The sequence below is a fragment of the Pseudomonas sp. E6002 genome (genome assembly GCF_013385565.1).
Lineage (GTDB): Bacteria > Pseudomonadota > Gammaproteobacteria > Pseudomonadales > Pseudomonadaceae > Aquipseudomonas.
The window spans coordinates 237202-256227 of sequence record NZ_JACAPT010000010.1 but is presented as its reverse complement, the minus strand read 5'-3'; the positions used below and the strand labels follow the sequence as shown (position 1 = coordinate 256227).

General features: G+C 56.9%; 23 protein-coding genes, 2 tRNA genes and 1 pseudogene. 11 read left to right on the top strand and 15 right to left on the bottom strand.

The features are described 5' to 3' along the window. Positions 1-2: 2 nt before the first annotated feature. From HX815_RS11175 to HX815_RS31600, 3 genes are all read right to left on the bottom strand, one after another. A complete protein-coding gene (locus tag HX815_RS11175) occupies positions 3-236 on the bottom strand; it encodes a hypothetical protein (protein ID WP_177028211.1) in 234 nt (77 codons plus the stop codon). 101 nt (positions 237-337) lie between these two features. Then, positions 338-556 (bottom strand): hypothetical protein, encoded by a 219-nt coding sequence (locus HX815_RS11170; protein ID WP_177028210.1) that lies wholly within the window; start codon positions 554-556, stop codon positions 338-340. 109 nt (positions 557-665) lie between these two features. Then, the gene (locus HX815_RS31600; protein WP_256344569.1) at positions 666-989 is read right to left on the bottom strand and encodes a hypothetical protein; all 324 of its coding nucleotides are present in this window, start codon (positions 987-989) and stop codon (positions 666-668) included. A gap of 124 nt (positions 990-1113) precedes the next feature. Here HX815_RS31600 and HX815_RS11165 point away from each other — a divergent pair, with 124 nt between their 5' ends. Together HX815_RS11165 and HX815_RS11160 are read left to right on the top strand one after the other, a co-directional pair. Next, entirely contained in the window at positions 1114-1443 is a 330-nt protein-coding gene (locus HX815_RS11165; RefSeq protein ID WP_177028209.1) for a hypothetical protein, read from the top strand. A gap of 49 nt (positions 1444-1492) precedes the next feature. Next, positions 1493-1777: a hypothetical protein gene (locus tag HX815_RS11160; RefSeq protein WP_177028208.1), complete on the top strand. Its 285-nt coding sequence runs from the start codon at positions 1493-1495 to the stop codon at positions 1775-1777. A gap of 39 nt (positions 1778-1816) precedes the next feature. Here the strand turns inward: HX815_RS11160 and HX815_RS11155 are convergent, their stop codons facing one another. After that, positions 1817-2014 carry a hypothetical protein gene (locus tag HX815_RS11155; RefSeq protein WP_177028207.1) on the bottom strand — a complete coding sequence of 66 codons (198 nt, stop codon included), beginning with the start codon at positions 2012-2014 and terminating at the stop codon, positions 1817-1819. 454 nt (positions 2015-2468) lie between these two features. Between HX815_RS11155 and HX815_RS11150 the strand changes: the two genes are divergently transcribed. From HX815_RS11150 to xerC, 4 genes are read left to right on the top strand one after another with little or no spacing between them, the layout of a single operon-like run. Continuing rightward, complete coding sequence (locus HX815_RS11150) at positions 2469-2870, top strand: hypothetical protein (protein WP_177028206.1); 402 nt, start codon at positions 2469-2471, stop codon at positions 2868-2870. A gap of 46 nt (positions 2871-2916) precedes the next feature. Further along, entirely contained in the window at positions 2917-3138 is a 222-nt protein-coding gene (locus HX815_RS11145; protein ID WP_177028205.1) for a hypothetical protein, read from the top strand. A gap of 2 nt (positions 3139-3140) precedes the next feature. After that, the gene (locus tag HX815_RS11140; protein WP_177028204.1) at positions 3141-3350 is read left to right on the top strand and encodes a DUF4224 domain-containing protein; all 210 of its coding nucleotides are present in this window, start codon (positions 3141-3143) and stop codon (positions 3348-3350) included. After that, positions 3351-4382, top strand: coding sequence for a tyrosine recombinase XerC (xerC, locus tag HX815_RS11135; RefSeq protein ID WP_177028203.1), 1032 nt, complete (start codon positions 3351-3353; stop codon positions 4380-4382). Positions 4383-4462: 80 nt separating this feature from the next. Here xerC and HX815_RS11130 read toward each other — a convergent pair. The 3 genes from HX815_RS11130 to HX815_RS11120 form a co-directional block, all read right to left on the bottom strand. Then, positions 4463-4549 (bottom strand) — tRNA-Leu (locus HX815_RS11130). An 822-nt stretch (positions 4550-5371) separates the two neighbouring features. Further along, positions 5372-5980, bottom strand: a complete 609-nt coding sequence (locus tag HX815_RS11125) for a LysE family translocator (protein WP_177028202.1) — start codon at positions 5978-5980, stop codon at positions 5372-5374. A gap of 176 nt (positions 5981-6156) precedes the next feature. Continuing rightward, positions 6157-6480 carry a helix-turn-helix domain-containing protein gene (locus tag HX815_RS11120; protein ID WP_177028201.1) on the bottom strand — a complete coding sequence of 108 codons (324 nt, stop codon included), beginning with the start codon at positions 6478-6480 and terminating at the stop codon, positions 6157-6159. Positions 6481-6656: 176 nt separating this feature from the next. Between HX815_RS11120 and HX815_RS11115 the strand changes: the two genes are divergently transcribed. Beyond that, positions 6657-6884: a hypothetical protein gene (locus HX815_RS11115; RefSeq protein ID WP_256348171.1), complete on the top strand. Its 228-nt coding sequence runs from the start codon at positions 6657-6659 to the stop codon at positions 6882-6884. A 238-nt stretch (positions 6885-7122) separates the two neighbouring features. Beyond that, positions 7123-7503 carry a DUF1090 family protein gene (locus HX815_RS11110; RefSeq protein ID WP_003207691.1) on the top strand — a complete coding sequence of 127 codons (381 nt, stop codon included), beginning with the start codon at positions 7123-7125 and terminating at the stop codon, positions 7501-7503. A 167-nt stretch (positions 7504-7670) separates the two neighbouring features. Here HX815_RS11110 and HX815_RS11105 read toward each other — a convergent pair whose 3' ends face one another. The 3 genes from HX815_RS11105 to HX815_RS11095 all read right to left on the bottom strand — a co-directional run bounded on the left by HX815_RS11105 (position 7671) and on the right by HX815_RS11095 (position 10343). Continuing rightward, positions 7671-8165: a hypothetical protein gene (locus tag HX815_RS11105; RefSeq protein WP_087693941.1), complete on the bottom strand. Its 495-nt coding sequence runs from the start codon at positions 8163-8165 to the stop codon at positions 7671-7673. A 421-nt stretch (positions 8166-8586) separates the two neighbouring features. Further along, a complete protein-coding gene (locus tag HX815_RS11100) occupies positions 8587-9123 on the bottom strand; it encodes a spore coat protein U domain-containing protein (RefSeq protein ID WP_032899364.1) in 537 nt (178 codons plus the stop codon). A 263-nt stretch (positions 9124-9386) separates the two neighbouring features. Next, positions 9387-10343: a GlxA family transcriptional regulator gene (locus HX815_RS11095; RefSeq protein ID WP_218168931.1), complete on the bottom strand. Its 957-nt coding sequence runs from the start codon at positions 10341-10343 to the stop codon at positions 9387-9389. A 173-nt stretch (positions 10344-10516) separates the two neighbouring features. Here HX815_RS11095 and HX815_RS11090 point away from each other — a divergent pair, with 173 nt between their 5' ends. The 3 genes and pseudogenes from HX815_RS11090 to HX815_RS31595 form a co-directional block, all read left to right on the top strand. Then, entirely contained in the window at positions 10517-11449 is a 933-nt protein-coding gene (locus tag HX815_RS11090; RefSeq protein ID WP_256347597.1) for an alpha/beta fold hydrolase, read from the top strand. Positions 11450-11570: 121 nt separating this feature from the next. Continuing rightward, on the top strand, positions 11571-11909 hold the full coding sequence (locus HX815_RS11085) for a hypothetical protein (protein WP_008435088.1): 339 nt from the start codon (positions 11571-11573) through the stop codon (positions 11907-11909). A 28-nt stretch (positions 11910-11937) separates the two neighbouring features. After that, positions 11938-12076, top strand: a pseudogene (locus HX815_RS31595) (DUF159 family protein); the annotation flags it as partial. Positions 12077-12101: 25 nt separating this feature from the next. Here the strand turns inward: HX815_RS31595 and HX815_RS11080 are convergent. The 5 genes from HX815_RS11080 to HX815_RS11060 all read right to left on the bottom strand — a co-directional run bounded on the left by HX815_RS11080 (position 12102) and on the right by HX815_RS11060 (position 18831). Beyond that, positions 12102-12284: a hypothetical protein gene (locus tag HX815_RS11080; protein WP_023658797.1), complete on the bottom strand. Its 183-nt coding sequence runs from the start codon at positions 12282-12284 to the stop codon at positions 12102-12104. Then, positions 12281-13432 carry a PepSY domain-containing protein gene (locus HX815_RS11075; RefSeq protein WP_177008549.1) on the bottom strand — a complete coding sequence of 384 codons (1152 nt, stop codon included), beginning with the start codon at positions 13430-13432 and terminating at the stop codon, positions 12281-12283. Before HX815_RS11075 ends, HX815_RS11080 begins: the two co-directional genes overlap by 4 nt. 69 nt (positions 13433-13501) lie before the next feature. Beyond that, the gene (locus tag HX815_RS11070; RefSeq protein ID WP_003207678.1) at positions 13502-15604 is read right to left on the bottom strand and encodes a TonB-dependent siderophore receptor; all 2103 of its coding nucleotides are present in this window, start codon (positions 15602-15604) and stop codon (positions 13502-13504) included. A gap of 641 nt (positions 15605-16245) precedes the next feature. Continuing rightward, a tRNA-Cys gene (locus tag HX815_RS11065) sits at positions 16246-16319 on the bottom strand. Positions 16320-16533: 214 nt separating this feature from the next. Beyond that, entirely contained in the window at positions 16534-18831 is a 2298-nt protein-coding gene (locus HX815_RS11060) for an acylase (RefSeq protein WP_177028200.1), read from the bottom strand. Between the last annotated feature and the right edge of the window lie 195 nt (positions 18832-19026).

Here is a 19026-nt window from a genome sequence, read left to right as displayed (position 1 = left end):
ACCTATAGACCTGCGCCAGCAATCATCTTGGCTCCGAACTCGCGCCCAGCAACCTGCGCCAGGCCACGATCAACATAGGTTCGGTCACCCGCAACAACCGGCACCACCACCTCACCACCACGCTTTACCTCGACGTTGATGCGCCAGGTCTCCCGGCCGTCCTCGTCCTTGTCGCACTCCATGTAGTTCCAAACCTGAAAGCCTTCGATCTCATCGTAAATATCGTGCTTGGTCATGGTCCAGCCCATTTAGAGGAGGGGTCATCGTAGCACCACACCCCGGGCATGGCCCGGCAAGGACTCCCCATACCGACAGAAAAACAATTCTTCGCCGAGCGTTAGTGAATCTGGTTTACAGATTTATCCAGAGGGTTTTCAGGAGAGTTAAGAAAAGAGTTCCAAGCCTCGAAAGCATCGTGATGGCGCAGAGTTGCGGCTTCCCAGGCAGCCCCTACTACTTCCTTAGCGGAAACCATCATCATCATTTTGCTGGTGGCCGCGTCGAGTTCGATTAAGAGCTGGTGAGATTTGAATCTGAAGTCATCTATTCCGCTCATAAATTCGCCTTGCGGCGGTTATTGCCGGAGGCCCCGGAATGTTCCCACCGAAGCAGTGACATCTAATTACATGTGCGCACTCAAATAGAGCGATGAGCGGTCACGTGGACTACTCAGATATCGATCGAGGGAGCTTTGAAAACTTACGCGTATTCAGAGATTTTTCCCTGGAGGTAGTCCAGAGTTCTTTTGCTCTGGATATGCCCCACTCCATCGCTTGCGTCATTGTTTGGCCAGGCCGTGAGTCAAACGACTCCTCAAAAATCATAATTCCTTTCGGAGCGTATAACCCAAGAAACAGCTGCACAGCGCCTGTGCTTGAAGTCCGCACCTGAACGTTGACCTGAGCGCCGTCAGCAAGACGCTCATCTTTGGTTCGGCAATGAAGGTGCGGATTTGCCCAAGTCCAAAAGGTTCTACCGCGAGTGAACATTTCCGAGCCCCCCAAAGCGCCGGAGTATGGGCCTATTTCGCGGCTTTGAGTGCGATGTACTTATATATTTCTGCTCATCCCCTCCCCCTTTAAAGTCAGCCGCTATAGCGGCAAGGACGAAGTCATGCCTGAAGAAAATGGAAACCCCTGGAACGGCGAAGGATTGCCGCCTGTTGGAACGACTTGCGAAGCGCTCAGCGCTCGGACATCCACGTTTCGGCAATGCGCAGTTCTGGCTCACCGCGGCGGAATGGCGGTAGTTAGTTTCCTCGATCAGGAGGAATTGCAGTGGGCCACAGAGTTTCGATCGCCCAAGCAGATCGCGGCAGATGAGCGCCGCGCAGAAATCAAGCATATTCAAGCAGCTAGCGTCGTGAATTGCGGCCCCTACATCACTGAAAACGCAGCCGCAGCAATCTACGACGCCGGCTACCGCAAAGAGGTGTCGCCATGATCGCCCCCCTCTGGTTCGCCTACGTCTTCATCTACAAGGGGCCTGAGTAATGGCCTGCTACCGGATCTACGACAAGAACCGCAAGCCGACGGGGCATCTATGTGGCGACCTGGGCCCGCACTGTGCTGAATGCGGTGATGTTGGGACTCAGCTTTGCGACTACCCGGTTGGAGACGGCAAGACCTGCGACAGGCCGGTCTGTGAGTACCACGCAGCCGAGGTAGCGCCCAACGTCGACTACTGCCCTGCACACCACGCCGAATGGAAAGCCTTTCGCGATGCCGATGGCGTGAAGCGCGAACTCGAAAACGTCGTCCCGTTCAAGGGCGCCTAACCCCAATCCCCCTACATGCCTAGCCTTGTCAGAAGGTACTTAAACGTCGAGCTTGGAGTGCTCAAATAATGAGTAGGCATCTTGGGCTTGAAGGAGATCGGCATGTAGAGCAGCGAATGCCTTCTTGTCAGCCGCCTTCCACGGATCAGGAACACGCTGGAGAAAATCTTCCAAACGCTTGCTCGCGCTAGCCACTTGGCGAGCCAGATCAGCGATTTCACTCCAGTAAGTACTCATCCGCACACTCCTTTATGGGCGCAGGAATATTGACACGCCTCAGAAAGGAAACTCAAGAACAACACCTTGTCGAGGTTGACTAGGGCAACTGACTATCAACCCAGCGCTCCGCGACCGACATCGCTTCGTCCAGGGCGGCAGGGTAATCGGCCCACGGCCCAGCCAACTCAGCTGCGACTTCACCCATTCCGTGTATGTCCACGGGCTCGATGATTTTCGCAGATGTAGGCACCGGGTCGTTAGGTCTTTTCCAGACGAACTTGAGAAATACCGTGTGACCTCGGTACTCATGAGCGATCGGCACATCTAGGTTGTGTGACACGCGTCCTCCCACAGACACAGCAAATTGAACACCTGTTGTACACCCATCTAAAGGGTTGAGAAACCCGAGCAAAAAGCCATTACTCCATTCCCCTACATGCCTGCCGGTGAACGGCGGGCGAGGTATGCACGCATGAAAAGCTCGGCCACCAAAGATGTTCTCGATGAAATGACAAAGGATGAACTGGTTGCCTGGATCAGGAACCAGCACTTCTTCCGCCCCAAGCGAAGCGAAGTTCTGTATCTGCGCTGGGAACGGCAATCCGCCGAAGTTCTCGACGAGATGCAAAAGGAAAACCGGGCGTTGGATGGTGTGGATTTCAAGGCGCGCGATCGGCTTGCGGTCCGATTCAATGATTCGAAAGACCCAGAAGAAAAACTTCGGCTTCTCAAGCAAATCGAGCCTTACGACAAGGCCATGTCAGACCACATCAAACGCTCACAGGCCATCGATAGGAAAAGCAAAAGAGTCGATGCCCTCTACGAGCAGATCGACGTAGAGCGCCAGAAAGAGAACCGCCGCCGGTCAGCGTAACCCCATCTCACCCACCGTCTGCCGCCCAGCGCGGCAAGGACACCACATGTTCGCATTCAAACTCACCCTGATCCTGCTGGGCGCTTTGCTGTACCTGGTCGGCAGCGCCGGCTGGTTCTTTTGGCTCGGCCCACGCCTTCTGGCGGATGGCGAAACAGCCGACATCCTCTACGGCTTCGCCGGCACCTGTGGCTGGATGCTGATCACCTTCAGCCTGGTCATTCACATCATCAAGACAGCCCGGCCCACGGCGGCCGGTGGGAGGTAGTTATGGACGGTATTCACTTCCTGTCGCATGAAGAGGTTTGCACGCTTACCGGCGCGAAAACGAAAGTCGGCCAGGTGCAAGTTCTCAAAAGAAACGGCATTCGCCACACCATCAAACGCAGCGGGTGGCCTTGCGTCATCGCATCGGCACTCACTGGCGAGGCTGCCGGCGTGATGGAAAAACCGAAATGGCAACCGCGGCTGGTGGGGTAGATGGGACGAAAACCAACCCGGCCTGGGAGCATTCCCCGGCTACGCGAAAGGAAGCGTGGCGACACGACGTATTACCTTTACGACACAGGCGGGACGCCACGCAAAGAAATACCATTGGGCAAGGACTACGGGCTGGCAATCTTGGAATATGCAAAGCTCGAAAAAAGCCGTATATCCCAAGCCATGGCGCAGGATGTACTGACTTTCGCCTATGTCGCTGAAAAATACGTGCTGGAAGTTGTTCCAACTAAAGCGCCGGCGACGCAGAAAGACAACGCCAGAGAGCTGAAGCAGTTACTTGCCTTTTTCAATGACCCACCGGCCCCGCTGGAAGCTATTGAACCCCATCACGTTGCTCAGTACTTGAGACATCGAGGAAAGACCGCACCTGTTCGTGCAAATCGCGAGAAAGCATTGCTCAGCTCGATCTGGAACTTCGCCAGGACCAGCGGCTACACGTCCTTGGCCAATCCCTGCGCCGGTGTTAAAGGCAATAAGGAAAGCGGACGTGACATCTACGTCGAAGATGAAATGCTCGCGATGGTGTATTTGCACGCAGACCAGCCGCTAAAAGACGCGCTCGATCTGTTCTACCTGACAGGTCAGCGTATCGCTGACACCCTCAAAATGGATGAGCGCGATATCAGGGAAGATCGCCTGGCTGTGCAGCAAGGAAAAACCAAAGCCAAGCGACGAATTGAGATCGTTGGGGAGTTGAAGGTTGTTATCGACCGAATACTGGCCAGGAAAGACAGTCATAAAATCCGGTCCAGCAAACTCATTGTTATGGACAACGGGCAGCCCATGACCAGCAGTATGTTACGGGGGAGATTTGATGCTGCGAGAGAAGCTGCCGGCGTAAAAAAGGCAGACTTTCAGATGCGGGACCTGCGCGCAAAGGCTGGTACCGATAAGGCGGAATCAAGCGGAGATATTCTGCAAGCCAGAGATCAGCTTGGGCACACAACCGTGGTGATGACAGAGAACTACATCCGCAAACGCATCGGCAAAAAAGTTACGCCGACGAAGTGAATTGCGGAAAGGAGAAGAATATTGCGGAAAAAAACAAAGAGCCAGCCAAGTCCTAAAACCCCGCAAACCCTTGAATATGATGGTGCCCGAAGCCGGAATCGAACCGGCACGCCCTTACGAGCGGGGGATTTTAAGTCCCATGCGTCTACCAGTTTCGCCATTCGGGCGGTAGCGCTATGCAGCAGGCCAAGCAGCGTTAAAAGCCCTTGAGCGTTGCAGCAGGCTAGGGAATATATAGATCCAGCCCCCTCGATGCAAGGTCGGGTGCGGGCTTTTTCAAACAATCAAGAGGCGCCCTGGCAAACAAAAAAGCTCGCCAGATCAGTCATCTACAGATTTTGCAGGCGGGAGTGGGCAATGGCGATACCGACCGCTTCACCAGGTGCCGCACCCGTGCCCCACGTGCATCAGGAAAAATAAGTCATTACCGCAATAACCACTGAAACCCAAACCAGGGTCATCAAAAACGACAGCGCAGCCAATGTCTTGCCCATTTGCCTACTCGCCCCGATGAAATCACTTCAAGGAACCCTCCCAGCGCCGCTTGAGAATAGCCACGCACGACGCAGTTCGCCTTCAACCTCCCACGAAAATCGTGGATACGATACTCCCCGCAAAAGGTTAGTTCCTTCAGCAGTCCCGCCCACAAGTTACTGAGCCGCGGTTTATTCCCTGATACCCCAAAATGATCATCCCCGGCTTTCCTGCTCCTGCGGCGCCCCGGCCCATCTGATACGCTTTTTTCTTCTGCATCTGCCCCTGTATCGAAAACCGCCCTGCCCTGACAATACACCCACTCCCGACACGCCCGTGGAGCCCGGCAGGAACCGTCCTGCCGGCCCGTTCATTTCGGAGGCCTTATGGCTAAGATGGCATTTTTCCTGTTCGGTTTTCTTGCGCTGACCATCGCAATTGGTCTGCTGGCCACCATCTCACCGGTCTAGGATCCATGGCCTGCTGACGCAACCCGCTGGAGGTCAGAGGGCGTGTCAGCCGGCAAAAAACATCGGATACAACGACAGCACCAACAGCGCCGCCATCGACCAGTTGAACACCCGCAACCAGCGTGGCTCGCGCAGTACATTGCGCAAGCCGCTGCCACAGCCGGCCCATACGCAAACGCTGGGCAGGTTTACCAAGGCAAACACCGCAGCAATCAACAGCACGTTGGTGACATAACCCTCGGCAGGCGTGTAGGTGGTGATCGCGCCCAATGCCATGACCCAGGCCTTGGGGTTGACCCACTGGAAGGCCGCCGCACCGAGAAACGTCATGGGTTTGCGCTTGTTATCGGTGTCATCGGACATCGCGCTGGACGTTGCGATTTTCCAGGCGAGGTACAGCAAATACGCCGCCCCCACATAACGCAATACGGTGTAGGCCCACGGCAACGCCTTGAACACTTCGCCCAGGCCCAGGCCCACGGCGATCACCAACAACATGAAGCCAATGCTGATCCCCAGTGCATGGGGGATCGAGCGAATAAAACCGAAGTTCACCCCGGACGCCAGCAACATGGTGTTATTGGGGCCGGGCGTAATCGAGGAGACAAAGGCGAACAGCGCAAAGGCTGACAACAGGCTTGAAGACATGAACATGGGCAACATCCGAACGAAGTACTGTGGCCAAGACAGTAGAACGTTGCGTCGGTATTCGCCCCGTACAGCTACCGGGAGATACGGGCATACACTTCATCAGGCCCGGGCATTCAACAAACAGTAATAGCGCACATGCACTGCCAGCTATACACCAAGCGGTTCCTTGCCCTGTGCCATTAATCAGCGGACAGCGACGAAGTGATTTGCGCAATCGCCTCCTGATCCAGGCAGTCCAGCGTGCGGTATTGGTTGATAATCGATGTCTCCTTTTCACTCAGGTCGTCCTGGTTGATCGCCGCCCTCTCCCCCGTCAGCACGTAAATCACGTCTACCCCCTTGCGCCGAAGGGCAATCAGGTAATCGGACTTGGGCAGCCGCACTCCACTTTCGTAATGCACCTGGGCATTGGCGGCGACACCGCCAATCGCACCAAACTCCTGCTGGGAAAGCCCAAGGACCTTGCGTTCTTCTTTCAGGCGGGCGCCGAGCTTGTCGTCCATGGTGGGTACCTCAAACCGTGTTTAACATCCACCATACGCTTATACGCAGGACCGGAGTCCATTCATATTGACACTAACGGCGAATGCACCTTGCATCACCTGGACTCATTGCTCAGGATAGCGCTCTTGAGCTGAACATCGGCAGGGAAGCAGCAGGTTACCGAGGCCGACAACACATGACGCTCCATGAAGATAGCCCGCTGCACATAGAGGTGTGCCAGCGCCAGAAACACCTCTGGTTCTGGCTCCCAATTGGTCTTTTGATGGTTTTCTTGACGGTTACCTCGACGATTTCCCTGGGTACAAATCCGCCGGAATGGATGTTTGTCGCACTCAACTTTGGCTGGGCAATCGTCGCGCTGACACTGCTGGTGAAGCTATCGGGTATTTGTTGCGCCAAGTGAAGCACCCAGGCGTTTCAGCTTGCATCGCGAATCACTGGGCTCGTGCCCTCACCTTGATACGTCGTCAATGCCAGACAAACAACGTGAAACAACTCACATTTATGGAGTTTCACGGTTGAAGGTCAAAATTTGACCAAATATATTTCGCCCCACCCGAGCGCTCACCTTTATACGGATATTGTTCTGCGCCTGCTCGGGCCCCCGGAGATGCGCAGGCAATAAAACATTGAGGTTTGCCATGCGTCTTTCCAAACTCGCCCCAGCCGCCGCCCTGTTCAGCCTGTTCACTTTGCCCGCCCACGCCGCCGACCTGTCTGCCCTCACCGGTGCCCTGTCATCTGCCTTGGGGGGTGCCGGCAACAGCAACAACACCGTCAACGCCAACAGTGCCTCCTGCCAGCAACAGATCCGCGACCTGCAGACCAATATCAATGCGGCCAATGCCAAGGGCGATACGTTGCGCGCGACCGCGTTCCAGGCAGCACTGACACAAACCAACAAGAGCTGCAGCAACAGTACCTACAACACTCAGGCACAAGTGGACACTAACCCTCAACGCCAGCAAAACGTGAACAAGGCTGCGGATGCGATCAACGCAATTGGCGGTTTGTTCAAGTAAGTCGGGCTGCCCTGCGAAAAGGCCCGCGATTGCGGTTTTTTCGCCCATCGTACTTACCGGCAGACAATAAAAAACCCCGTAGACGTTAATCTACGGGGTTTTCTGGTGTGGAGGATTGTCGTCCCCCTTCACCTTAGCCAATGGCCGCCGACAGCTGCCATGTTCGCTTATTTCTTGGCCCAGTTGAGGATGTACTTACCGTAAGCACCTTCAAACCCATCGACGGCAATCGAATAGGTTTCACCCTTCTTGGCTGAAAAAGTCACAGCACTGGTTACATCATTTTCCGACTGGTTATTGTTCGTGCCGGCCACCGGCATCGAATTCAGGCTCGTGCTTTTATAAACGGCAAGCACGGTGTCGAATTTTGAGCCTGTGGTATCAAATGTGAAGCTTGCGTCTTCTGGGGAAGTCCATTTGCACCAGACCGAATGGTAAGGCTTGGCAAAAGGAATATGTCCAGACTCACCAGCCTGGCTGGTGGCTAGTGTAGTGTCGCCGGCAACTGTACCTTTAACACCCTCGATAACCGTGGCTTGCGAGAAATCATCTGCGCAGCTCAGCGAGCTGCTTGTGCCGTTGAGGCCCTGATAGATCAGCGTGCCGGCTCCGAGCACGACAACAGCAATGGCTATTGGGAAAATAATGCGTGGTACGGCCATGACTCTTCCTTTTGAGGCGTATAGTTTCTGAACTGCTGCCATAGCAAGCGCAGCTTTAAATGGAAAAATGAATATCGGCTGATTAACGCCCACGAAATCATGCCATGGACGTTAAAAATGGCACATCAAGCTATAAATCTCAGGAAACAAGGGGATTTTCTCTCGACCAGCCTGCCCGCCAGAGGCCCCTCGGTCACGAGGGGTGGCGATATTAACATGATGCATGCACCTGATCATCCAACTCCTGTCATCCCGTAGATGTCTTTAGGGGTGTGAATGCGATACAGGTAGAGATCAATTTAAAAATCAATAAATCTATGCCGTCTCCCGCTCAAAAATGGAAGACGGAGTTCAAAATGGAACAGCAAATAAATTATTTCCCTTGGCATCCGAAGATTGCCGCAAGCGATATACCTCATATTCAAAACGTCAGCGTGACCGCAATCGTGTCGGTATAAGTGCCGGCCGGCAAACCCACCTTGCCTGGGGATTTACCGTAAATATTCACGGTTTGCGCAACCCCGGTGCTGGCCGCCAGATTGATAGTGCCGTTGTTGGCAAGAATTTGCGTGTGGGCGGCGTCGGTGTAGATGTCATAGGGCGCAAAGTGGCCGGCACCGTCTGCCAGGGCACGCGTTCCACCGGTGGATTTGCCATCATTGGCGCCGGACGTGATGGTCAATACCGGCGAAGTACCCGCCGAGCATTGAATAGACAAAGGCGCCCCGCCGCCGCCCAGCACTTGCCCATCAGCCTCTGTATACAGGGTGTTGGCGGTACCAAAGTTCAACGCACCGAAATTCAAGCCTGTGGTGCCTCCCACGCCGTTGACCAGGCAACTATTGATCAATATCAGCGACGCACTGATTTGCCCGGTGACGGTGGTCGCGGCCTGGGAGCCGGACACCCAGGCCAGTGTTGTCAACGCCAGTAAGACTCTTGAGATAAGTCCATTCATGAAGCTCTCCTTATGACTTGCCAACCCAGCGCGCCGGTTCAGGTCCCTGAGGTGGACCCTTGACACTTGTACAAGGATGGCCGTTGCGTAGAAGGTTAGTCAGTCAGGAGGAAACTGCCAGCCCGAGGCCAAATCGCTTTCACTTGCAGGCGGTTGCCTGGAGAGCTTTTCGGCCTTGTACCCGCAGGAGTCACTGGCCAGTTTTCGCTCCGTCGCTGCACGTCAGCGAACGGGTATCGGAACCGGAAATTACAGGTAGCTCCCTATCGATGATAAGCCTTCCGGTAGGTTGTGGGGCTCACGCCCACGATCGAGAAAAAGTGCTGGCGTAACGACAGGCTTGTACCAAACCCGCAAGCGTCAGCGATCGACTCGACGCTGTGGTCGGTTGTTTCAAGTTGCAGTTGGACGGCCTTGATTCGCTCATTCGTGAGCCACTTGCCAAACGTCGAGCCGGTCAGTTGCTTGAAGTGCCGGGTGAAACTGCGTCGACTCATCGCCAGCCTCGTCGCCACCTGATCGATTGACAACGGTTGTCCCAGGTTTGCCCGAAGCCAGTCCAGCAACTGGCCGAGACGCTGGTCGCTTGCGCCTTGAGGAACAGGCTGGCTGATGAACTGGGCCTGGCCTCCGTCGCGATGGGGGGAAACCAGCAGTTGACGCGCCAGCGCGTTGGCAACCCCCCGCCCATAGATCCGCCTGACGATATGAATACAGCAATCGAGCCCTGCGGCCACGCCTGCAGAGGTCAGGATTTGCTGCGCCTCGACATAGAGCACTTTGGGGTCCACTTCAATGCGTGGGAAATCTCGCGCCAGATGCGCCGCCCACGCCCAGTGCGTGGTTGCCCGCTTGTCGCACAGCAGGCCCGCATGGGCAAGCACGAACGCCCCCAGGCACAGGCCGACCACCAGCGCGCCCCGTTCATGGGCTGCCTGAAGCGTTTCGAGGAGTGCGCACGGCGGCCTTTCGGTGACGTCCCGCCAGCTGGGAATGATGACGATGTCAGCTCCTGCAACCTGGTCCAAACCATGGTCACAGTGGATCGCGAAACCGGCGTTGGTAACCAGCGCCCCCTCTTCGCCCGCGCAGACCACCAATTCAAACCAGGGCGAATCCCCCACTCGGCGATCTTTACCAAATACGAGGCACGGCACAGAAAGGTGAAAGGGGCTGATGCCGTTAAAAGCGATGACTGCAACTTTCACACTTTTTTTCATAGGGCGGGCCTGATCGAGATTGGCCCGATTCTAATGAAAAATGGTCATTGGGCCAATGGTGTGAGTTCCCGGATGCGTTCACTCTGATCGCAGCTGCATTTCACCGGGAAATGCGCAAATCAGAGCTCAGGGCCTCAATGAACATCGCCACCTTTTGCACGCTGGGAGCACTTATGACCACTCTTTCGATGACCGCACCGGCACACGCCAGCGAACCGGTGCCGTCCGTCCCCTATACCACCGAGTCCACTGGCTATCATTGGTCCAGTGTGGACGGCGTGAGGGTTTTCTATCGCGAGGCCGGCCCCAGGGACGCGCCGACCCTGGTGCTGCTCCATGGCTACCCTTCGTCCTCGCGCATGTGGGATTCGCTGATCCCGCTGCTTGCTGACCGGTATCACGTGATCGCACCCGACTACCCCGGGTTCGGCAGAAGCGACGCGCCCTCGCCCGCGACCTACACCTACACGTTTGACCATCTGGCCGACACCATGAGCAAGCTGCTCACGCAATTGCAAATCCATGAATACACCCTGTTTATGCAGGACTACGGCGGCCCGGTAGGCTTTCGGATGATCCTCAACGCGCCGCAAAAACTGCACGGCATCATCATCCAGAACGCCAATGCGTATGACGAAGGCCTGGGTGCCAAGTGGGCGAACATCGCCAAGTACTGGAAGGCTCCCGCCGAACATCCCGAACAAGTCGATGGGTTCACGGGGTACGAAGGCACGAAGCAGCGCCACCTGGGCACCAGCCCTCATCCCGAGCGTTACAACCCTGATGCCTGGGAAGACGAGTTTGCCGCCTTATCCCGCCCGGGCCAGCGGGCGATACAGTCGGCGTTGTTGCTGGACTACCGAAACAACGTCGCCTCTTACCCTAAATGGCAGCAATGGTTGAAAGACAACCAACCGCCGATGTTGGTCATGTGGGGAAAATACGACCCGTCGTTCATTGTGCCGGGAGCCATGCGCTACAAGGATGATGTGCCGGGGGCCGAGGTTCATATTATGGACGCGGGGCATTTCGCACTGGATGAAAAAACCGAGCAGATCGCCAGCCTGACGCGTCAGTTCATGGCGCGTATCACCGCCGGTAAATAGTAAAGAGTGGGAGGCCCGCGCCCGACTGATCGTCGGGTAACCCTGCAGTTCGTCGCCTCAAGCATTCCACTTCACTCAATCTCGAATACTGTATACACATACAGCACTCGAAATACCTCCTATGAATATCGACGAAGACACCTGCGGGTGGCTTGGCATCCCCACGCCTCTCGAAATGCACAAACAACACGCCCGGCTGCTCGAGAACGAGATCCAGGAACTGAACCTGCAACTGCGCAAGGCCCGGGCGGATATCTTCGGCCTGGTCGCGATGCTGACAGAAGCACAGGCAAAGAACGAAGAGTTTGCCGGATACCTCAGGCTGCGCGGTGCCGAAGCTGCAGCGATGAGGAAGCAGATCGCCAACCTCACCACTTCAGATCGACTCAGCACGCGCGAGGCCGAGAGGCTGCGCAGTGTGCTGAACGAACTGATGTCTCACCCGAAAACCATCGTCTAAGCTCAGGTTTCAGGTTGAGGGCTTGGCCATGTGCGGAAGACTTTCCCAGTACAGCGCCATTCACGACTTCGTCGCGGCGCTGAGCATGCAATGCCCTGGCGAACTCCGTGGGTGAGTTGCCGCTGGGAGAAAATCGACCTGCAACCGAGTGGAAGCTGACGCTGTTGATGACGGCGCTGAGGATCGCGCCAATCATCGTTTGGCTGAACGCAAACGCAGCCAAACCACCCCGACCAGCCCCAACGGCACCCCCAGGCTGAGCCATGAAAGCAGGTCATAGACGCCGTCACCGATCAGCGCCGAGAGCAATCCGAACAGGCTTAGAACAAAGAGCAACAGCGGCCAGCGAAAGATCATCCACAGTCCGCGCCTCATGATCGGCCCCCCATTTCCGGCCCGCTGGCATGCAATTCATCCAAGCGTTTTTGCAACGGTACCTTGCGACGGCTCAGCCACAGGTAGAGCCCACTGCCGAGGATGACGATGCTGATGAGATCGAGCAGCGTCCAGATGATCTTCAGCGGCACACCACCGTAATCACCAAAATGCAGCGGCTGCGAAACCAGCAAGGTTTTCACGTACAACGGCATCTCACGCATGTCGGTCAGCTCGCCGGTACTCGCATCCACCAGGGCCGGCTTGAGCAATCGCGCAGTGAGCGGCGTGGTGCCGCGCATGAACACTGCGTAATGGTGCTGGCTGCTGAACTGAGTACCGGGAAAGGCGATGAAGCTGGGCTCCATGCCTGGCGCCGCCTTACGCGCGGTATCCAGCGCTTTTTGCAACGACCCGAGGCGCTCCAGCGGCGGCGCATCCTTGTAGGGCGCGGTCATCTGCGCCAACTGGTCACTCTGCCAAAAGTCGAAAATGGGCAATGCCAGCGTATTGATGACGCCTGTCAGCCCCACCACCAACACCCAGGCGAGGGTGACGATGCCGAGCACGTTATGCAGGTCCAGCCACTTCAAGCGTGAACTGCGCCCGTTGCGCACAGTGGCGAAGTCCAGCTTGCGCATGAACGGTGTGTACACCACCACGCCGGACACCAGCGCCGCGACCAACAGCAGCCCCATGAAACCGAGGAACAGATAACCGGGCAACCCCATGAATAAATCGGTATGCAGGCGCAACATCAGGTTCATGAACCCTTCGTCTGGCGGCACCGCAGGAAATAACTCGCCAGTGCGTGTATCGAACGACTGCGAATGCCCCTCGATCGGTGGCGGCATAATGCTCGTTGCCGTGTACACCGTACCGAGCGGACTTTCCGGATCGAAACCGACAAAACGCACGACCTCCCCCGGCTGCGCCACCAATGCACTGGCAATGACGGTGTCGTAGTCGATTCGTGGTGTATCGGCGGTCAGCGGGCGCAGGGGCGGCGGCGGCTCGAAGTAGTGCTCAATCTCTTCATGAAAGATCAGTGGCAGCCCCGTCAGGCACAGCAACAACAGGAAAACGGTAGCGATCAGGCTGGTCCATTTGTGGACCAGAAACCAGATACGCAAGGTGCGTGCAGTCATGCTCGGTGTTTTTCCTTAAAGCGCCAGGCTCGCCGCGCGTCACGGGGCACAGCGAGCCCCCAGGCGGTATCAGTATTTCCAGGTAACGGAAGCTACCAGGTTACGCGGGGCGCCGTAGCTGGCGGTCGTGGCACTGTTGTACAGCGATAGCAGGTATTTGCGATCGGTGACGTTGTTCAGGTTCAGCGACGTGCTCCAGTTGCTGTCGATGTCATAGCTGGCCATGAAATCGAGCAACGCGTAGGCGTTCTGGTGGATGGCACTGTTCGTGTCGTTTTCCACTGCACTCTGCCAGCTTACCCGTGTACCGATCTTGGCTTGGGGCAAACTTGGCAAGCGATAGGTGAGCATGCCGCGCACGCTATGAGTTGGCACATACTTACGGGCCTTGTCGCCATCGTCGTTGTCGATGCGCACGTAGGTATACCCGGCGAGCACGTCCAGGCCGGGTAGCGCTTCGCCAGAGGCTTGCAGCTCTACTCCGTGACTCTTGTAATCCATGGGGTCGTAAACGGACCGGCCACCCACCAGGCCGACATACTCCGCGACATTCTGCTGTTCGGTCTTGAACGCCGCGGCGGTGACGTTGAGGCGGTCATCCAGCAAGCTGCCCTTCACACCGGCTTCCATGCTTTTGCCTTCAAGCGGAGCAAGCAGTTTGCCGTCCCTGCCCAGGTTGTACTGAGCGCTGTAGATTTTCGTCCAGCTGCCATACACGCTCCACTGCTTGTCCAGGTCGTAGACCAGGCCGGTGTAAGGCGTCACCTTGCCATGTGCGCGGGTGTAGTAGTCGGAACCATAGCTGTCGCCGGAAGCGTCCAGGCTGATCATCCGCGCGCCGGCGATCCAGTGAAGATCATCGGCCAGACTGAATCGGGCACCGGCGTACACGCTTTTCTGAGTGTCCGTGAAATTCTGCGTATTGGCGTCGCTGGTAAACAGGAACGACGGATGCGCCAGATTGCCCGCCAGCACATCCGAGAATGAAACGTCGTAGTAGCCATCTGCAGCCGCATCGTATTCCCGGGCCTTCTGATGGGTGCGGCCATAGGCGGCACCGAGGGTCAACTCATGCTCTCGGCCAAACAGGCTGAACGGGCCGGAGACCTTGGCCTCGCCCAGCAACTGATGAGCCTCGCTGGTGGTATTGGCGGCAAACACTGAGGCGTCATCACCGCTGACCCCGGCGACATACATCATGTTGGTGTCTTGCTTTTCGGTGATGCCCGTGGCGGTGACCGTAGCGTTCCAGCCGTTGCCAAAATCATGCTTGAGCTCAGCGAATGTGCGCTGGGTACGCAGGTTCCAATAGGTCCATGGCTGGCCGATGCTGGAGCTGCGGCTGCCATAGTGAATGGCGTTGCCATCGTTATCCACCAACGGCAAGTTACCCCAGGTGCTGCCGTTTGAATTGCTGTCGTGCTGGGAGAAACCCACGGTTACGGTGTCGGCATCGGACACATCGAACGCCAACAACCCGGCAGCGACGTTGCGCTCATGGCTGTATCGATCCATCCACGAGTTGCCCTTGTCGTGGGAGTAAATGAAGCGGCCGCGTACGTTGCCGGTATCCGTCAACGGCCCGGAAACGTCCACGTCCACACGACGGCCATCCCATGAGCTGACGCTGGTATCGATTTGCGCCTGGAAGGTCTCGGTCGGACGTTTGCGTACGAAATTGACCGTGGCCGACGGGTTGCCAGCCCCGCTCATCAAACCATTGGCGCCATGCAGGATGTCGATCTGCTCGAACTCGGCCAAGTCCTGATCACCGACCAATACGGTTCCCACGAAGGGCATGCCCACGCCATCGTATTCAAAGTTGTTGATATCGAAGCCGCGCGAGGTGAATTCCGTACGATCGGTTTCGGTTTGCTCCACGGTCACCGAGGGCGCAGCACGCAGCGCATCCTTGATGCCCGTGATCTTGAAGTCATCCAGGGCTTGCCGAGTGATGGTGGTCACGGCCTGCGGGGTTTCCTTGTCCGTCAAGCCCAGACGGGTAGTGCTGGACGACGGGTTGCTTTTGTAGCCCACGGTTGGACCGTCAATAGGTTCACTACTCGCTTCGATCTGGGTAGTCGGCAACGTCAAGTCTTCGGTGGCGTGAACGAGGGACGCAGCGCTGCAAGCGCCAGCAAGCAACAGACTGGCAGAAAAGTGATGTTTCAAAACGAGGATTCCTACGACGAGTGGGTCAAGCGCGTTAACATTTCGAGAATGCTAATAGGAATCTAACTCAATTACCAAGTTATGTCGGACATTTTTTTCACATTTCGAAACATTTACTGTCGGGTACATTTGGCTACATTTGTCGTTTGAAAATGGGAAGGCGCGGAACACTGAAGATTCGCCGTTGAGAAGATTTCGGCCGCGGCTCAGGCCGCGAGATTGAATGAGGGCGACTGATTCTGCACCGAGTGGCTCCGATTCCACATCGAGCCATGTACTACCCAGTAGATTCGTCGGGAGCTGAAGCTGATGAAGCGCGAAGGCCTGTCAGCAACCTCACTCCAGTAAGAACCCATCCGCACACTCCTTTTTATGGGCACAAGGGTATTCACATGCCTCAGAAAGAAGGTTCAGGAACAGCGTCTGACTGAGATTGGCTGGGGAGCCAGGGCGCTAGTACCGTAGTCGTGGAAGGAATCGCCGGGGTCAATTCATGAACTCCGGCCGAAGACCGCAAAGAAGATTGATGCCTGCGTTGGAGCTATCGCCAAACGACAAAATGGAAAAGATCCGGGTGGCGGTTCTTTTTTTCGAGCTCAATAAAAAACCCCGTAGACGTTAATCTACGGGGTTTCTAAGAGTGGAGGCCGAGGTCGGAATCGAACCGGCGTAGGCGGATTTGCAATCCGCTGCATAACCATTTTGCTACTCGGCCTCAAACGATCAATGCCTTACAACCGACATTCACCGCATACAAACTTGAGTGGGCTATGTGAAGCTTGCCTCTACTCTATCTCATTGAAAACATTGAAGTTTTTAATGCTTCAGTGCGTTCGATGGGCGCAATTATGTACTCATTTGCCAGGGCTTGCAACCCCTTGATTTCAAAAAATATTCTCTCAAGGGGCAGGCATTCCTGGTGGGCTACCCTACCGCCCGGCTTCTTCCTTGTCACGGATAACCTGCAATTGATACTGCGGGTCCGCCTTGATCTGCTGTTCGGTAAACGGCAGCGGGTTGAGTTTTTTCTCGGAAAACGCCTGGGTCTGGTCCTTGAAGTATTTCGACGCGGGGTCGCTGGACAAGGAGAATGCCAGCACACCTTCGGCATTGGGCCCCTTCTCGTCGAACGTCACGATCTGCAAGTAGCTGCTGCCGCTGACTACCTCGCGCTTGCCATCGGCCCGAGGCACGCTTTGCATGGCGTTATAAACGCCCAGCTCTTGCGGGCCGCCGTGGATCGGTGTCTGGCCCGAGACCTGAATATCCCCCCAGCGGCTGTCCGCCGTCAGCCCGCGCTTGGCCACGTCGGCGGCTGACGCGAGCATCGCTTCATGCAGTGCCTTGGCCACGTTTGCCCGATCGACCGCCAGCCCACGTGGTGTGGTCAGGGGTTGTGCCGGATCGAAACCCACCTTCCACGCGTCCGGCGCTTGCGCCAGTTGCTCCGCCAGGTTGATGAAGTGCACCAGGCCCAGGCCGCTGTCGAGGTTGGCGCGCTGGTCCCAGTTTTTCAGGCTGTCGCACACCGATTTCACGCTGGCATCGGCACCCGCGCAGAACTTCAGCAAGTCCGGCATCACCTGGCTGGCAAGATACACCTGGTTGTCCATGACCATGTTCTGCAGGTCGGCGACCTTGATCGGTTGCTTGTCGAGCTCCTGCAAGCGTTGCAAGGCAAAGCGCGCACGCGGCCCCAAGCCGATCTTGTCCTGGCTGATAACGGGCGAGAACCCGGTCAAGGGTGCCTTGGGGTTGACCAGCCAGGCCGAGTCATTGGAGTGCTGCACGTAGTCGGTGCGCTCCAGTTGCGGCAGTTGCTCGGCGGGGAAGATCCCGGCCTGGGCGGCACGCGGGTCCACGTCCCAGGCGCAGGCGCTGCGAGAGCCGTCGAGCATGATGAATTGCAGCCCGACCCGTGGGTCACTGCACTGTGCGAGCTTTTTCGCGCTGACGTTCGGCACCACCGACAGGTTCATGTACAGGCTTTGACCCTGGTCATCCGCTGCCACCGTGTTGACCCACGGGATACCTTGCAGGGTGTGTACCGAGGTTTGCAGTTCCTTGAGGTTCGCCGCGCGGTTCATCGCGTACCACTGTTGCAGCACACGGTCGTTGCCCAGGTTGGCATCCCGCAGGCTGAAGGCATATTTGGCGTCCCAGTCGAGTTTGCCCGGCCATTGCACGATGGGGCCGAACTGCGAGCTGTAGACCGTGCGGGACTGTTCCCGGGTACCGCCGTCGGCAGTTTTTACCGCTACCTTGATCGTGGTTTTATCCATGGGCACGGACTTGCCGTCCAGCAAATAGCGAGTCGGGTCCTTGGGGTCCAGAGTCAGGCGATACAGGGTGAAGTGCTTGGACGTATCAACGGTGTGCGTCCACGCAACGTGCTGGTTGAAGCCGATATTGATCACCGGCAGGCCCGGCAACGCAGCGCCCATCACATCCAGCTGGCCGGGGATGGTCAGGTGCATCTCGTAGAAACGCATGCCGCCCACCCACGGAAAATGCGGGTTGGCCAGCAGCATGCCGCGGCCGTTGAACGAACGGTCACGCCCCACCGCCACCGCGTTGCTGCCACGGTCCAGGGCGAAACGTTGCTGGTTGGCCGCCGCGACCTCAAACGCCTTGCTGTCCACCTGGGCGACGGTGTTGGGCGGCGTGGCCCCCACCAGGGCCTCGGCAAATTGTCCGACGCCACCTTCCACCAGCAGCCGGCGGGTCAGCTTGACCAGGTCTTCGGCCGTGATCGGCCGTACCCAGGCCGCCTGGCACTGCGCCGGCAAACCCTGGGCAGTGCGCTCCTTGAGGTAGTGGTTGTAACCGGCAACATACCCTTCAATGCGCTGCTGCATCGCCGGGGGCTGGGCCTTCCAGAATGCCGCAACGGCCTGGGGGGTGTTCAGCCAGGTGAAGAACACGTCGTTGGCAAGGTTGTTACGCCCTTCCAGGGTCGCCTGCTCGGGACCAAAGTACCTGGCACGCTCGCCATTGACCGTTACCACCTCATTGGCCAGCAGGCACAGGTTGTCCTGGGCATAGGCATAACCGATGCCGAACCCCAGCCCACGCTCATCGTTGGCCCGGATATGCGGGACACCAAAGCTGGTGCGACGGATCTCGGCGGTGGCCTGTTGCTCCTGCACCCGCGCCGTGGCCGAAAGACTCAGCCCCAGCAACGCCCCTGCCACACACATCCTGAACAACCCGTTGGAAATAATCACGCAGACTCCACAGCCAAATTAAACACCGCGACGAGGGACAGCTTCGCCAACACCTCAGTTAAGACGTAAATACCGGGAATAATTTTAGCAGCCGCAGGCGTTTATTCGGACAGGTCGGTATGTCTCCAGGATGTTACCGACAAAATTTCTACATCCCCCGCTTCATGATTTGTGCAGCTCGTACGTCTTATTAAC